The sequence below is a fragment of the Denitrovibrio acetiphilus DSM 12809 genome (genome assembly GCF_000025725.1).
In the GTDB taxonomy this organism is placed as follows: Bacteria; Chrysiogenota; Deferribacteres; order Deferribacterales; family Geovibrionaceae; genus Denitrovibrio; species Denitrovibrio acetiphilus.
Window position 1 is genome coordinate 1,288,035 of sequence record NC_013943.1, and the last position, 14,124, is coordinate 1,302,158.

General features: G+C 42.2%; 15 protein-coding genes. 9 read left to right on the forward strand and 6 right to left on the reverse strand.

Features of this window, described 5'->3' with window-relative positions; all coding sequences use genetic code 11:
• Nucleotides 1–147: 147 nt before the first annotated feature.
• Genes DACET_RS06220 through DACET_RS06260 form a run of 9 tightly spaced genes read left to right on the forward strand, consistent with a single transcriptional unit; the run spans nt 148 to nt 7,162 of the window.
• Nucleotides 148–1,608 carry an HD family phosphohydrolase gene (locus DACET_RS06220; RefSeq protein ID WP_013010531.1) on the forward strand — a complete coding sequence of 487 codons (1,461 nt, stop codon included), beginning with the start codon at nt 148–150 and terminating at the stop codon, nt 1,606–1,608.
• Nucleotides 1,605–1,955, forward strand: a complete 351-nt coding sequence (locus DACET_RS06225; RefSeq protein WP_013010532.1) for a response regulator — start codon at nt 1,605–1,607, stop codon at nt 1,953–1,955. The genes DACET_RS06220 and DACET_RS06225 overlap by 4 nt, the downstream gene beginning before the upstream one ends.
• Nucleotides 1,948–2,703, forward strand: a complete 756-nt coding sequence (locus DACET_RS06230; protein WP_013010533.1) for a biotin--[acetyl-CoA-carboxylase] ligase — start codon at nt 1,948–1,950, stop codon at nt 2,701–2,703. Before DACET_RS06225 ends, DACET_RS06230 begins: the two co-directional genes overlap by 8 nt.
• Complete coding sequence (locus DACET_RS06235; protein WP_013010534.1) at nt 2,687–3,460, forward strand: type III pantothenate kinase; 774 nt, start codon at nt 2,687–2,689, stop codon at nt 3,458–3,460. The genes DACET_RS06230 and DACET_RS06235 overlap by 17 nt, the downstream gene beginning before the upstream one ends.
• 11 nt (nt 3,461–3,471) lie before the next feature.
• The gene (locus DACET_RS06240; RefSeq protein WP_013010535.1) at nt 3,472–4,407 is read left to right on the forward strand and encodes a helix-turn-helix domain-containing protein; all 936 of its coding nucleotides are present in this window, start codon (nt 3,472–3,474) and stop codon (nt 4,405–4,407) included.
• 56 nt (nt 4,408–4,463) lie between these two features.
• A complete protein-coding gene (locus DACET_RS06245; protein WP_013010536.1) occupies nt 4,464–5,279 on the forward strand; it encodes an aspartate-semialdehyde dehydrogenase in 816 nt (271 codons plus the stop codon).
• Nucleotides 5,276–6,460 (forward strand): cysteine desulfurase family protein, encoded by a 1,185-nt coding sequence (locus tag DACET_RS06250; protein ID WP_013010537.1) that lies wholly within the window; start codon nt 5,276–5,278, stop codon nt 6,458–6,460. The genes DACET_RS06245 and DACET_RS06250 overlap by 4 nt, the downstream gene beginning before the upstream one ends.
• Before the next feature lie 24 nt (nt 6,461–6,484).
• A complete protein-coding gene (gene nifU, locus DACET_RS06255) occupies nt 6,485–6,919 on the forward strand; it encodes a Fe-S cluster assembly scaffold protein NifU (protein WP_013010538.1) in 435 nt (144 codons plus the stop codon).
• 15 nt (nt 6,920–6,934) lie between these two features.
• Nucleotides 6,935–7,162, forward strand: a complete 228-nt coding sequence (locus tag DACET_RS06260) for a NifU family protein (protein WP_013010539.1) — start codon at nt 6,935–6,937, stop codon at nt 7,160–7,162.
• A gap of 62 nt (nt 7,163–7,224) precedes the next feature.
• On the opposite strand, the gene DACET_RS06265 is transcribed toward DACET_RS06260, so the two are convergent.
• The 6 genes from DACET_RS06265 to DACET_RS06290 all read right to left on the reverse strand — a co-directional run bounded on the left by DACET_RS06265 (nt 7,225) and on the right by DACET_RS06290 (nt 13,799).
• Nucleotides 7,225–7,638: a CBS domain-containing protein gene (locus DACET_RS06265; RefSeq protein ID WP_013010540.1), complete on the reverse strand. Its 414-nt coding sequence runs from the start codon at nt 7,636–7,638 to the stop codon at nt 7,225–7,227.
• A 17-nt stretch (nt 7,639–7,655) separates the two neighbouring features.
• Nucleotides 7,656–9,542 carry an acetate--CoA ligase gene (locus DACET_RS06270; protein WP_013010541.1) on the reverse strand — a complete coding sequence of 629 codons (1,887 nt, stop codon included), beginning with the start codon at nt 9,540–9,542 and terminating at the stop codon, nt 7,656–7,658.
• Nucleotides 9,543–9,643: 101 nt separating this feature from the next.
• The gene (locus tag DACET_RS06275; protein WP_148214152.1) at nt 9,644–11,533 is read right to left on the reverse strand and encodes a putative nucleotidyltransferase substrate binding domain-containing protein; all 1,890 of its coding nucleotides are present in this window, start codon (nt 11,531–11,533) and stop codon (nt 9,644–9,646) included.
• A complete protein-coding gene (locus tag DACET_RS06280) occupies nt 11,523–11,750 on the reverse strand; it encodes a hypothetical protein (protein WP_013010543.1) in 228 nt (75 codons plus the stop codon). Before DACET_RS06280 ends, DACET_RS06275 begins: the two co-directional genes overlap by 11 nt.
• Nucleotides 11,751–11,839: 89 nt before the next feature.
• On the reverse strand, nt 11,840–13,486 hold the full coding sequence (locus DACET_RS06285; protein WP_013010544.1) for a sodium/solute symporter: 1,647 nt from the start codon (nt 13,484–13,486) through the stop codon (nt 11,840–11,842).
• Nucleotides 13,487–13,496: 10 nt separating this feature from the next.
• Entirely contained in the window at nt 13,497–13,799 is a 303-nt protein-coding gene (locus DACET_RS06290) for a DUF4212 domain-containing protein (RefSeq protein WP_013010545.1), read from the reverse strand.
• Nucleotides 13,800–14,124: the final 325 nt, after the last annotated feature.

Sequence of the window (14,124 nt, forward strand, 5' to 3'; positions counted from 1 at the left end):
TCCGTTATTATATGTATTTCCAGTGTATTTCTATTGAAAACATGTTTCTTGTTTGCTACTGTTTATAGTTGCTTCAGATCAGACATATAACGAAGCATCCTTACTGAAAACTGGTATACTTACATATTATGATTTAAAGAGTGGCTTATGCTTACAGACAGTGCGTTTATTGATCTTGCATCTTCGCTGATCCGTATAAGGGATCTGGACGAATTGCTTGATGTTATGCTTACCCGTATCAGGCATATACATGATGCTGATGCAGGCAGTATATTTATATATGACGATAACACCGATGAACTTGTTTTTAAGTATACTCAGAACGATTCTATAAATTTACCTTTCAACCAATTTCGTATTCCAGCCGACGAACACAGTATTGCAGGTTACTGCGCAGTTAAAAACAATATCCTTGCGCTCAGAGATGTTTACAATATTGATGACAGCTTCCCTTTTGACTTTAATCCAAGCTTCGACAAAATGTCAGGCTACAGAACAGTCTCGATGTTGGTGTTTCCTATAAACGATATTAACGGCAGACTGATAGGGGTGCTTCAGCTTATAAATAAAAAGACAAAACCTATTGAAATTTCTTCTGAGAACTTTTCCGAGATAGTTGTTCCATTTACAAAAGAAGATGAACGGACAGCTCATTCCCTTAGCGGCATAATAGGCATGGCACTTGAAAACGCAATGCTTTATAACAGCATAGAACAGATGTGGGAAGGCTTTATTTCTGCATGTATGACAGCGATTGATTTGCGTGATCCGGTTACAAGCGGTCATAGTGAAAGAGTCACTGGGTATACAGTGCTGACCGCAGAGGCTATGAGTGCTGATGATGATACCTTCCCCGATTTCCAGCTCACTCCGGCAGAGCTGAAGTCTTTAAAATATTCATGTATGCTGCATGATTTTGGGAAGCTGGTCATAAACGAAAATGTCCTTCAGAAAGCAAATAAACTTTACCCGGGAATGCTTGAAGTGATAGAGTTCCGTTTCTGTGCTGCAAAGGCTATGATTAAAATGCGGGGAGGATCCGACGAAGAGATCAACGAGCTTAACGGGCTCCTCACCCTTATAAAAAAGGCTAACATACCTACTTTTCTCGACGATGATACCAGCACAGGACTTGAGAAGTGCCTCAGTTACGAATTTGAAGATTTTGATGGAATAAAGCATACTTTACTTACAGAAAAAGAATATTATTATCTTGCGATAAAGAGAGGTTCTCTGACAGAGGAAGAACGTGAGATCATACAAAGCCATGCTAACTATACTTTTGACTTTCTGGTGAAAATTCCTTGGACCAACGAGCTTAAGCTTGTTCCGGTTCTTGCGTCTTTGCATCACGAAAGAATGGACGGCAAGGGATATCCTTTCGGGCTTTCAGGTGAGCAGATACATATGCAGGGGCGCATAATGGCTGTTGCTGACATCTTTGATGCTCTGACAGCCGCCGACAGACCTTACAAAAAGGCGATGCCGGTGGAAAAGGCGTGTGCTATACTGAAAGATGAAGCTGAGAGGAACGCTCTTGATAAAAGGGTTGTGGACTACTTTGTTGATAACGCTCTCTACGAAAGTGTAATCAGGAGGGAAGATTGAAAACTTTGCTTGTTGTCGATGATGATGAGAGCATAAGACTGCTGCTTAGAGACGAGTTCTGCGACAACGGATATAATGTCGTCACAGCAGTTGACGGAGAAGAAGGGCTTGTGGCGTTTAATGAGCAGCATATTGATGTTGTTGTTCTTGATCTTAATATGCCGAAGCTCACAGGTGAGCAGGTAGCTGCTAAGCTTAAAAGGAAAGCACCTCAGGTTCCTGTTGTGATATACACAGCAAATCCTGAAAGACTGGAGAAACAGGAGATAGCATACGACTCTCTCGTTTATAAATCCAGTGATCTGGAGGAACTTGTCGCAAAGGTGACACACCTTGCCAATGTTTGATGTTTCTGTTTATTCGCAATTTTATGGGAAGTCCGGAAAGCTTTTATATTTAGAAGAAATTGACTCTACTAACGCATATGCGGTCAGGACAGATCTTGAACCTTTTACATGTGTTGTTGCGGATGTTCAGACATCCGGTAGGGGGCGCAGCGGGCGCGTCTGGCATTCAGATACAGACACAAATCTTTACTTTTCGGTAGTTATAGGCGGGCTGGATTCATCCATGCTCCTACCGCTTAATATTTTTGCGGGCTACATCCTGTCGGATACGCTGAAGCATCTTGTGGATGCAAAGGTGAAGTGGCCTAATGATATTATAGTAAACGGGAAAAAACTTGCCGGGATACTTATGGAAACTTCCTTCTCCGGAGGAGTGCTGGAAAAGGCTGTGCTTGGTATAGGACTCAATGTTAACAGAGAAGTTTTCCCTGATGACATTAAGGATATCGCCACATCTCTTTATATCGAAACAGGTGAAAAGCACAGCCGGGAACAGATACTGGCTTCCTTTATGACATCTTTTGAGAACTCTTTTGATCTTTTCCGGTCAAATAGAATAGATATAGTAAAACTTTGGTCTTCATACTCTGCTTATCTTGACAAAAAAATTACAATACATAAAGATGGTGTGAAAACCGGATATACTGAAAAAGGTATAGATGCAACAGGCTGTTTGCAGGCCATTGACAGCACCGGAAGCCTTAAAACTATAATCACAGGGGATATAGGATATGATATTTGCCGTTGATATAGGCAATACGAACGTAGTTATCGGTGTTTTTGACGGAGATAAAATAAAAACCAGTTACCGTGTTCAGGCAGATACAATGCGCACCACAGACGAATATGCTTCGACACTGTTGCGCCTGATGGAGTCGGAAGGTATAAGTAAGTCAGATATTACAGGGGTGATAATATCTTCTGTTGTGCCGAGGCTTATATATACGTTTTCCAAACTCTCTAAGAAGTATCTGAATAAGGAACCACTGGTTATAGCCCCGGGGATAAAAACAGGGGTGAGTATCAAGATGGAAAACCCGAAAGAAGTCGGTGCGGACAGGATTGTCAACGCTGTCGCTGCAAAGCAGCTTTACGGGTATCCGGCAATTGTAGTGGATTTCGGCACTGCAACAACTTTTGATGTTATTGATTCAAACGGAGATTATATCGGCGGTGTTATATGCCCCGGGGTGAAGCTTTCTTCGCAGATACTGCACTCTAATACGGCGAAGCTGCCTGAAGTTGAGATTGAAAAAGTCAATACGGTTATAGGTAAAAATACTATACATTCGATACAGTCAGGCATATATTACGGATATCTTGCTATGCTGGACGGTATACTTGAACGTATCATCGCCGAAGAGTTTAAAGGCATGGACGTAAATGTTATTTCCACAGGCGGGCTCGGCAGTATTTTTACAGGCGAATGTGCGTATATCCAGAGCTATGCTCCAAACCTCACCCTTGACGGGCTGAGACTGATATACGAGAAAAATCTGATATAAAGGGCATAAAAATGAGTAAACTGGGATCAACCTTAAAGAATAAAAGAGAGACGCTTGGCTATGATCTAGACAAAGTTACAGAGCAGACAAGGATTAGTGCAGACATAATTGCTGTGCTTGAAAGGGGCGAGTATAAAAGTATGCCCTCCTACAACCATGCAAAGAATTTTGTCAAAAACTATGCTGAATACCTGAAAATGGATCTTGACGAAGTTCAGAGTCTGCTTGACGATGAATGCACAAAAGAAGATTTTAATCGTGAAGTTAAATATGTTGCTGCTCCTGTTACAAAAGAAACATCAGCGGCTCCTTCTGGTGTTAAATATATTATCCCCGCAATACTTATTATAATTATCTTATTTACAGGGTTTAAAGTTTTCACTGCTATGGAGAAGGGGAAAGACCTCAAACAAACCGAAATCAACGAAAATATTAAAAAAGAAGTTGATGAGACAGTAGATAACCCTGTAAGCAATGATGAAGTGAAAGAAGTGATAGAAAATCTCAATCAGACTGAACAGCAGGACTCCCTCTCTGATCAACCTGTGCCGGATAAAGAAAACAAACCGCAAACCCCGGCAAAAGAAAACAGCGATTCAGGCAAGGTAGATAAAGATGAAAATGCAGCTATGGCTGCATTTATGCCAGAGAAGAAAGAGGAACCTGCTGCGGTTGCTAAAACTGCTTATGTTAACTTTGCTGATGTCTGCTGGGTGCACATAAGCATAGACGGGAAAGAAGAGATGGACTTTATCGCTGAAAAAGGCAATCAGCGTGAGGTCACTTTCCGTGATTATTTCCTTATGGATATCGGGAACGCAGCGGTTGTTTCTATATCTTACAACAATAGAACCATTGCCGGACTGGGTGCCTATAAGCAACCTGTTAAGGGACTCAGATTTGCCGTTGACGACAGCAACAGACTCAGATACAAATCTATAAAATAAAAGCTTGCATTATTTCCAACCGATCACTAAATTAACAAGACAATAAAGGTGTTTTTATGCGTCAATATTCCGCGGCCATTTATGCTAACGAGAATCTGCTTTTGTCAGAAGTGCTTGAGAGAATAGAAAACGATCTGCCGACATTCGGTATAAACGTTTACGGAAGCTCTCTTGCGGGGACTATGGTGACAACAGCGACTGATGAATATCATGTTAATTCTGCTGAAAGTTTTGGTGACGAAGAGATACTTATAGTCCTCTCGGATCCAAAGGCGGATGTGGATGCTATCAGGAAATTTGACGGCAGTGTGATAGATCTAACAGGTTCCTTTGAAGGGTTGATGGATGAAGTTTTTACCATCGAAGACCCTGTTACGTATATCCTGAAAGCTTTGGATGCTGATGTTGCGGCAGCCGTTGCAACAGTGCCTGCTTCCGTGTTTGGCAAGAGCGGTATAGATGACCTGCTCAATCAGACAAGGGAGCTTTTTGCGTTCAGCAATGCTGAGACAAAAGTTTTTGATGAGAGATTGGCGTTTAATATGTTTTTTTCTGACGGCAAAGACAGCTTACTGGCAGGCTACAGAGAGAAACTTAAACAGGATACCGGAGTTGATGTTGATGTTAGGATGATTGCGGTATCGACAGGATTTGTCCTTGACGTATATTTTAAAAAAGAGGTAAAAAGTAATTTTACTTTTGCGAAAGCATCGGAAGAATCTTTTTCAACTCTTTCCGATGTTATCGGAGCGGACGGACTTGTTCTGATCTCTGCTACAGAAACCAGAGCCACTTTCGCAGGGGATTATATACACACAATAGTCAGACAGGTAACTGACGCGCTTAAAGACATAACTGGAGAGGATGAATGATATATCTTGACAATGTTGCAGGAACAAAGCCCGACCAGCGTGTTATCGAAAAGATGATGCCATTTTTTACAGAGCATTACGGGAATCCCAGTGCTCACTTTTACCCTATCGGACGTGAAGCTTTTGAAGCTATGGAAGCTGCAAGAGTTCAGGTCGCCGAGTTTATAGGAGCCAAAGCTGACGAGATCGTTTTTACGTCCAGCGGTACAGAGTCTAATAATCTTGCCATAAAAGGATTTCTCGGTCATACAGCGAACAAGGGTAAGCATATCATCATCAGTGAAATAGAGCATTTCTCTGTTGATACCGTGGTTACTAAGCTTTTAAACGACGGATACAAAATAACTAAGCTCAAGGTTGATAATGGCGGTCTAGTTAACCCGGCAGACCTTGAGAAAGCTATAAACGAAGATACAGTTCTTGTCTCCATACAGTATGTTAACCCTGAAATAGGGACTATTCAGTATACTGAAAAACTTGGCGAAATCTGCAAGTCAAAGGGCGTTGCTTTTCATGTGGATGCAGTTGCAGCAGCAGGTTTTGTTGAAATAGATGTTAACAAACTGAACTGCGATATGCTCTCAATCGCTTCACAGAACTTTTTCGGACCGAAAGGTGCGGCAGCTCTCTTTATAAAAGAGGGAACCAAGCTTATAGGTCTTATGGATGGAGGTTTTCAGGAGCGTGGTTACAGGAGCGGGACAGAAAACGTGCCGGCAATAGTCGGTATGGGTGAAGCTTGTGCTTTAGCTAAAGCCGAGATGGGAGACTATGTCCCCAGGCTGGTTGCTATGCAGAAAAAACTGTGGGAAGGGCTTAGCGGTCAGTTTGATTTCCTTCACTTCACTGGGCACGAATCTCGCAGGAGACCCGGACATGTTAGTTTCTGGATTGAGTATATCGAAGGGGAATCACTCCTCATGTGGCTCTCTCTGAAAGGGATTGCCTGTGCCAGTGGTTCTGCATGTTCCTCTAATATCCTTGCGGATGATGAGGACGATCTTGTGGCATCATCAGTGCTTACAGCCGTTGGTGTTCCTACAGACATTTGTGCCGGTTCCCTTGGTATGTCAATGTCCAGATACAATATAGAAGAAGATGTCGACAAAGTTCTTGAGGTTATGCCGGAAACTGTTCAGAAGCTTTGCGAGATGTCTCCTATGTATAACAGAGATAAATAAGTTCAGGACCTTCAGGAGGATACAATGGCTAAAGGACCATACAGCGAAAAAGTAATGGATCACTTTATGAACCCAAGAAATATGGGTGAAATAGAAGATGCTAACGGAATCGGAGAAGTCGGGAATCCGGCTTGTGGCGACGTTATGAAGATATTCCTTAAGATCAATGATGATATGATCGTCGAAGATGTTAAGTTTAAAACATTTGGCTGCGGAGCTGCTATCGCTTCCAGCTCAATGGCAACAGAGCTTATGATAGGCAAAAGTGTTGAAGAACTTCTTCAGCTAACAAACGATGCTATCGTCGAAGCTCTCGGCGGACTTCCGCCTGCGAAAATACATTGTTCCGTAATGGCGGAAGAGGCTATCGAAGAAGCTCTTAAAGATTATTATAAGAGTAAAGGCGAAGATCCTTCTGTTGTTGATGATATGAAAGCCAAAGTAAAGAAAGATAATTAATCGGAGGATACACTAATGAGCCTTAAACAAAGAGTAGAAGAAGTTCTTGATCAGGTCAGACCAACACTTCAGGCTGACGGAGGGGATATCGAGCTTCTTGATGTTTCTGAAGACGGTATAGTAAAAGTTCAGCTTACAGGTGCTTGCGGCTCTTGTCCTTTCAGCACAATGACTCTCAAACATGGTGTAGAAGCAAGACTCAAAGACATGATTCCAGAAGTTAAAGAAGTTCTTTCCATATAACAGAAACTGCTTAAAGAATAATAAAAAAGGGAGCTTTCGGGCTCCCTTTTTTTGTTATAAAATTACTTATTAAGAAGTGCTTTCAAAATATCGCCAAGTGTAACAAGACCTATAAGGTGCCCGGCATCGTCTACCACAGGGAGTCTGTGACGGAATTTTTCCAGTACGATACGGGCCGCTTCTGTAACATTAGTATCAGCTTTGATACTGTACGCAGGGATTTCCATAACGCGTTTGATAGGCTCACTTGTGAGCTCTCTTACGTCTACCAGTGGTATATACTGGGCTTCGTTCAGAATGTCGGGGAGTGCTTTTGCGACATCTGTTTCGCTGAATGTGGCAAGAACCTTATTGTTTTTGTCCACAACAGGCAGACCGGAAACATTTTTCTTCCTCATTTTGAGTATGACGTCTTTAATCGTCTCTTCCGGGTCAGCCGTAATCAAATTGGTTGTCATGATCTCAGATACTTTCATCTCTTGAGTCTCCTTTTTTACATCTGCATTGCGATCTCTTTCAAAAGGTCGCGCAGTATAGCTCCATCTGGTGATTTAGGGATTGTTCTGGAGAATCTGATTTCTCCTGGGAGTGCAACTTCGCCTATTTCATCCAGTATTGTTTCTCTTATTTCACGCACGGTCTGGTCATAATAGCTTTCATCAAGCTGCTTATGGAGCACACAGAAAGCTATGAGTTTTTCACCCCGTTTTTCATCATTGATGTTAATAACGGCGCATTCTTTGACCTTTTCGTATTTTTTAATAGCCTCTTCAATCTGGACAAGGCTGATTCTTTTGCCGCCTATGTGCAACACGTCATCTAGCCTTCCGGTTAAGACCATAAATCCGTTCTCATTCAGTTTCCCACCGTCACCTGTACTGAAATAATAGCTGTCGTCAACTTGCTTCCAGTAAATCTTTTCAAAAGTTCCCGGCTGGTTGTGAATACCGGTGCAGAGTGCGGGGAATGGAGATTTTAGTACAATTTCACCCTGTTTGTCATTATCAGAAATAAAATTCTTTGTTGTTTTGTCAAAAAGTACAGCAGGAACAGAGGGTAAACGCTCTGAAACAGTTCCGTACTCAAGCTTGCCATAGCCTGGTAGGGCTGCAAATATAGCTCCGCCGGCTTCTGTAAGTGAATATATGTCAATAAAAGCAGCTTTATTTTTACAAAGCTTGGCAGATGCCCATTCCAGAATTTCTTCGGGGAGTTTTTCACCGCCTGTCGCAATTAGCTCCAGTGTTTTAATGTCGCTGAATATCTTTTTTTTCTGTGCCGCATTCATCAGTGATCTAAGCATAGCTGGAGTGGTGTATAGTTTATTAACGCTGAATTTATCACAAATTTCATAGAACTTTGCTGCATTGTCAGAGTCAATTGAGTCCTCATGTATAAGAACAGTCTGACCAGCCATAAGCGGACCATAGACAAGATATGAGTGACCTGTTATCCATGATATGTCCGCAGTGCACCAGAATGTATCAGTTTCCTTCATGTCGAAAAGCATCAGATAAGAAACATATGCCCAGAGCAGATAACCTGCGTAGCTGTAGGTGAGAGCTTTAGGTTCCGCCATATTGGTAGATGTATAGAGCATAAACATTGTGTCATCGGCATTGTGCGGTTCATAGGGGAGGGTGTTTGCATTAGAGTGTTTTTCGTCAGATATAAGGTCGTGATACCATAGATCCCGCAGAGGCTTCATGTGTACCCGTTTCCTTGTCCTTTCAACAACCACACAATATTTTGGCTCAAAGGTGGCTTTAGAAAGAGCATTATCAAGCTTTTCTTTCATCTTTATGTAACCACCGGTTATGGATTCGTCTGTGGTTACAATTATACATGGTTTACAGTCGTTAATGCGTTCTGCCAGTGATTCTGAAGAATAGCTTGCGTGGTAGACAACGTGAACGGCACCCAGCTTAGTGCATGCCAGCATAAATATAACAAGTTCAGGCATGTTCGGCATATGGAGCAGAACCCGGTCACCTTGCTTGACACCAAGTTTCCGCAGTGCTGCTGAGGTTTTTACTACATCGGAAAATAACGACTGATAAGTATAAACACGCTGCATTCCGTCAGCTCCTATCCATATGAGAGCTGCTTTATTTTTTTTGGCAGTGGTAAGGTGTTTACGCAGGATATTTTTGAGCGGACACAGCGTACCGCCTTTGAAAAACGTATAGCCGGAAGTTTCGTCCCCTGTCATGACAGTTTTAAACGGTTCATCCCAAAGGAGATATTTTTCTGCTAAGTATTTGTAAGATTCTTCATAGTTTTCGCCAAAAGAATTTATCTTGTCAATTTCCTCTTTTGGAAGACTAATTCTTTCAAATTCTCTGAAGTTTCTCTCAAGTTCTTTCAAGTATAAGCTCATTTTAATCCTCAGTTATGACTTTGGTATATAATATAACGTAATTTTAAGCAATAGTTTCATGATTAGAAAATCTAAAGGCGCCATAATCCTCTTCAATAATACTAAAAAGGCGATCCGCTGAAGTATCTGAGTCCGCTGTTTAAAAACTTTGATATGTGGTTCAGGGCATTTTTTAATCTCTCCTGGTTATAGAGAGATAATTTATGTGGATTAACAAATTTATGCTGTTTTTCGCCTTCTTTTGCCAGAGCTATCTGACTGTTTAATATTATATCCGTCACAATTTCGTAAGCGTGTATCATATTGCTGACAGTTTCTTCTGCCAGAGTCCCTTGTCTGCCCAGATGTTTCAGCCTCTCAATGGTGTTTAGGTCGCCGAAGGATTTGCTCAGGGTGAAGCATCTGGTGACATCCACGATGAATGACAGAGCAGCACGTTTCAGGTTTATTAAACCTTTATATTCTCCTTCTTTTTCAACCACAAACTTTCCGAACAGAGATATAGGTATTTTGAGGTTAGCATCTGCCTGAAGGGTTTGTAGTAAAAACACCGGTCTCTGTGCTGTTTTAAAAAGGATAAACTGTTTTAGCTCCATGGCAAGTTCAGGTGTCCCTGCCAGCAGTGCAACGTCAAATGTTATAGAAGACCATCTGAGCCCCTTTTCGCCCGGGTTATCGACCCAGCCGCTGATAAGTTTTTTCCATTCAGATATAGTGTTCTGCATTTCAGGGTTTGTAACCATCACATCCCCTTTACAATACTCATATCCTACGAAGTCAAGGTTATCCGAGAGTTTTTTAGCGAAAGCGACAAGATGTCCTTTGTCTTCTTCCGTTATGTCGTCAGGGAACACAAAGCCGTTGTCCTGGTCAGGGTCAAGCATTGCCTCTTTTCTAGCGACGCTGCCCATAACAATTACGGCATGTTTTATCAGACGGATATCTTTTCCGGTTTCTTTCAGGTAGTTGTCAGAGGTAATGCTGTATATACGTTTTTGAATTTCAATATGCATGGATGTCAGGACGGGGAGAATCTGACTTGTCAGTTTCGAATTGTTCATCATCTGTTCTGCAATGGTATAAAGCCCGATATGGACTTCTTGAAGTCTTTCGAGTGAGTTGGTTTCGTTTATATCTATCCCGTATATACTTGCGTCACTGAAAAGTATGCGCAGTATATCCTTACCGGAGATTATTCCCACCGGCTCGCTGTTTCGGACAACAACTGCATAGTCCTCATCCTGCTTCTGCATTTCAGACAGGGCGTTGACAAGTGGGTGTTCCGGTGAGAGGTGCACTGGGTTGGGAGTCATATAGTCTTTAACATCTGTGCATACGATATCGCAGGAACCATCATTGAAAAGCCTGTATATGACAGATTTTGCCGTGATGACTCCTATGAAACGGTTGTGTTCGCATGTGACAACCACAGAGCCTATTTTATGACGTGACATAAGCACGGCTGCGTCTTTTATATTGTCGTCCTCTTTTACTGTCATTACAGGAGACATCATGTATGTTCCCACAGACTTAAATGTTGAATGCAGGATAGAATCTGTCTTACTGCCTGAAAGTCCGTTTATACGGGCGAATATAAGCTTCTGCAGCTTCTCTTTAAAGTTAGCGTAGTCGCTCATCAGTTTGTATATGCATGTTTCAGGGAAAAATATCAGTGAGCACCCTTCGGCACATTTAGCTGTGACAGAATATCTGGATTTTGCAAGAAAAGTTGAAAGCCCTATTAAGTCGCCTGTGCCGATGGTCAGGCTTGAACCACTGTCGTCAGAATCAAGGAGGACTTTACCATCCAGAAGAAGATAAAGCCCTTTGTGATATTGATCATTTTTATAAAAAATAACATCTTCATTTTCAAGTTCCACCAGAGAAGAGTTGCTGGTGAGTATTTCGAGTCTTTCAGAGTCCACCCCCTGAAATAGATAAAAACGTGTTAGAATTTTGATTATTTCGGATGTGAGCATATCACTCTTCACACTCTCTGAGCTGTCTCCTCATCTTTTTGATCTGCCCGTCAAAGAAGATAGCAAACCCGAAAGAGAGCAGGCTGGTTATCATAAATTCGCCGACATGGATGAACAGATTACCTGTTCGGAGGATATCAGCAAGCATGCATAGGAGCGCGATAGCTATAAAACCGTTCATTAGATATTTGCGGATTTTTATCCCTTTTTTAATTTTTATTCTGTCCACTTTGCCGCCTCCTGAGAAAGTTGAAAAGAGTGGAGCAGGTGTTTTAGACCTGCCCCGATAATTTCAGCACAGTGAATTGTGCCGCTTTGTTAGTCTATTATATTATGCATTACTTTAAGAACTTTGTTGCCTTCTTCGATATCTTTTGCTGTCATGCTCGCCGCAGTCATGTTCGATACCACAATATTAGTGATAAAGTTCAGCGGAGCAAGAATCAGAGCTGAAGATGTAGCCGGCATAATGCCTGTTGCGCCAAAGAATTCAACGTTATTTATCCAACCTACCATAGAAACAACAGCACCTATGAGACCGACAAGCATACCTGCCATTGCACCATACTTGTTTGACTTACCATACCATACCCCTAGAACTATTGCAGGGAATATAGCAGAACCTGCAATAGCAAACGCCATGGCAACTATCTGAGCGATAAGAGCTGGTGGTTTGAGTGCGGTTATGATGACACAGCATACGAGAACTGCTGTAAAGATACGGGCAGCCATAAGCTTCTCCTGCTCTGATGAGTCAGGGCGGAAGATTGTTGCGTACCAGTCGTGTGCGATAGCAGCGGCACCGGCAACCATAAGTCCTGCAACCGTGGAGAGACCGGCAGCCAGAGCACCGGAAGCAAGGTAACCCATGAAGAACAGTCCGAGACCAGCTCTTTCCGGTGCTGACAGTATGATAACGTCAGCGACGGCTTTACCGCCAGCCGGGTTGAAGAACTGACCAAGAGCTGCATAAGCAGGTGACGACCAGTACAGGATACCTATAAAGAACAGACCGTATACAACAGATTTTCTTGCGACATCTTCGTCTGTAACTGTATAGAAACGTACGAGGATGTGAGGCAGACCTGCTGTACCCACCATCAGCGTGAACGCAAGGGCGAAAAACTGATAGAATGTTCCGTTTGCCCATGGGGCTGTATAGTTTGCTGCCCAGTGAGCGCCTTCGCCTGTTGCTGTTGCAGCATTTGATATTATTGCACCGTATTCAATCTGCGGGAGTATTCCAGGTGTTCCGATCTGTGCGCCGTATTTGGCAAAGATGATAAACAGCGGAAGGAGGAAACCCGTGATAAGAACCACATATTGGATCTGTTGATTCTTTGTAACTCCTTTTTGTCCTGACATGAGCATGTAAACAAGCACGATGCCCGCAGCAAAGAATACTGAACCTACATAGTTCATGCCGAATATCCAGCCGGAGATCAGTGCGATACCTTTGAACTGAGCTGTTGAGTAAGTTATAGCTATGATAACTGTAACAACTGCTGTGATCATTCTGATACCGTGAGAGTTATATCTGTCTCCGAGGAACTCGGGGATGGTGTATTTGCCGAAACGGCGCAGCTGTGAAGCTGTCAGTGTCAAGAGCAGAACATACCCGCCTGTCCAGCCGATAATATAGCCAAGTCCGAAAAAACCTTTGAGATAAAGCAGACCAGCAACACCCATAAAGGATGCAGCAGACATCCAGTCGGATGCAATCGCCATTCCGTTACCTACTGCGCCGATGTTACGCTCGGCAACCCAGTAGCCTTCGGTAGTTTTTACTTTCATCATCCAGCCTACTGTAAGGTAAAGACCTATGAAGGCTATCATGATGATTGCAGGCAGAAGTTTAAAACCTTTTTCAAGCTGAAAGAGCTCTTCGCCGGCAGCTGCATATGCGCCGCTGAAGGAGCCAATGACTAAAACGAGTGTAAAAAACATTTTCGTGTATTTGTTCATAGTGCGCTCCTTAATGCTCTGAATTCTTTACAAGTTTGTTCCACAGGATCACAAAGAAAAGACAAAGCAGAACAAAGCCGACAGTTGTCCCCTGAGCTACCAGCCAGTAGTGCAGAGGGAAACCAATAAATGTTGCCTTGGTGAGCGGACCAATCCCTTGTGAGTCACCGGTAAGTTTCAAAAGTATTGGAGTTGTCATCCAGCAAAGAGCCCACAGCACGATGATGATCGATGCTGCCTTAACTTCAGCCTTAACGTGTGCACGTTTAGGGTTAAAAAAGCTGATGTCTAGCATTTTTTCTTTTTCGGTCATACATTACCTCCTTCTTGTCGCACCACAGTGAACTTTTTAAGGTGTCTGTTAACTGTAGTATTACAGTAATAATAATATGACGTTTTAAAATATGTCAACAAAAAAATAACTACCAAGAAGGGCTTTGAGGCTGAAAATTGAAAATCAATTTTGTAAACCATGATTAAATATAGTGATATTCTGATTTTTATTGTTGTGATAAAGTTAACAAAATATGCCGAAGTTTAAAATGAATTAAAGAATAAAGCAGGATTTGAAAAGTATAATCGGCTATATATTTGTTTTTATATACTTGTAAAATCAGACTATTTGTAAATAATGTAAA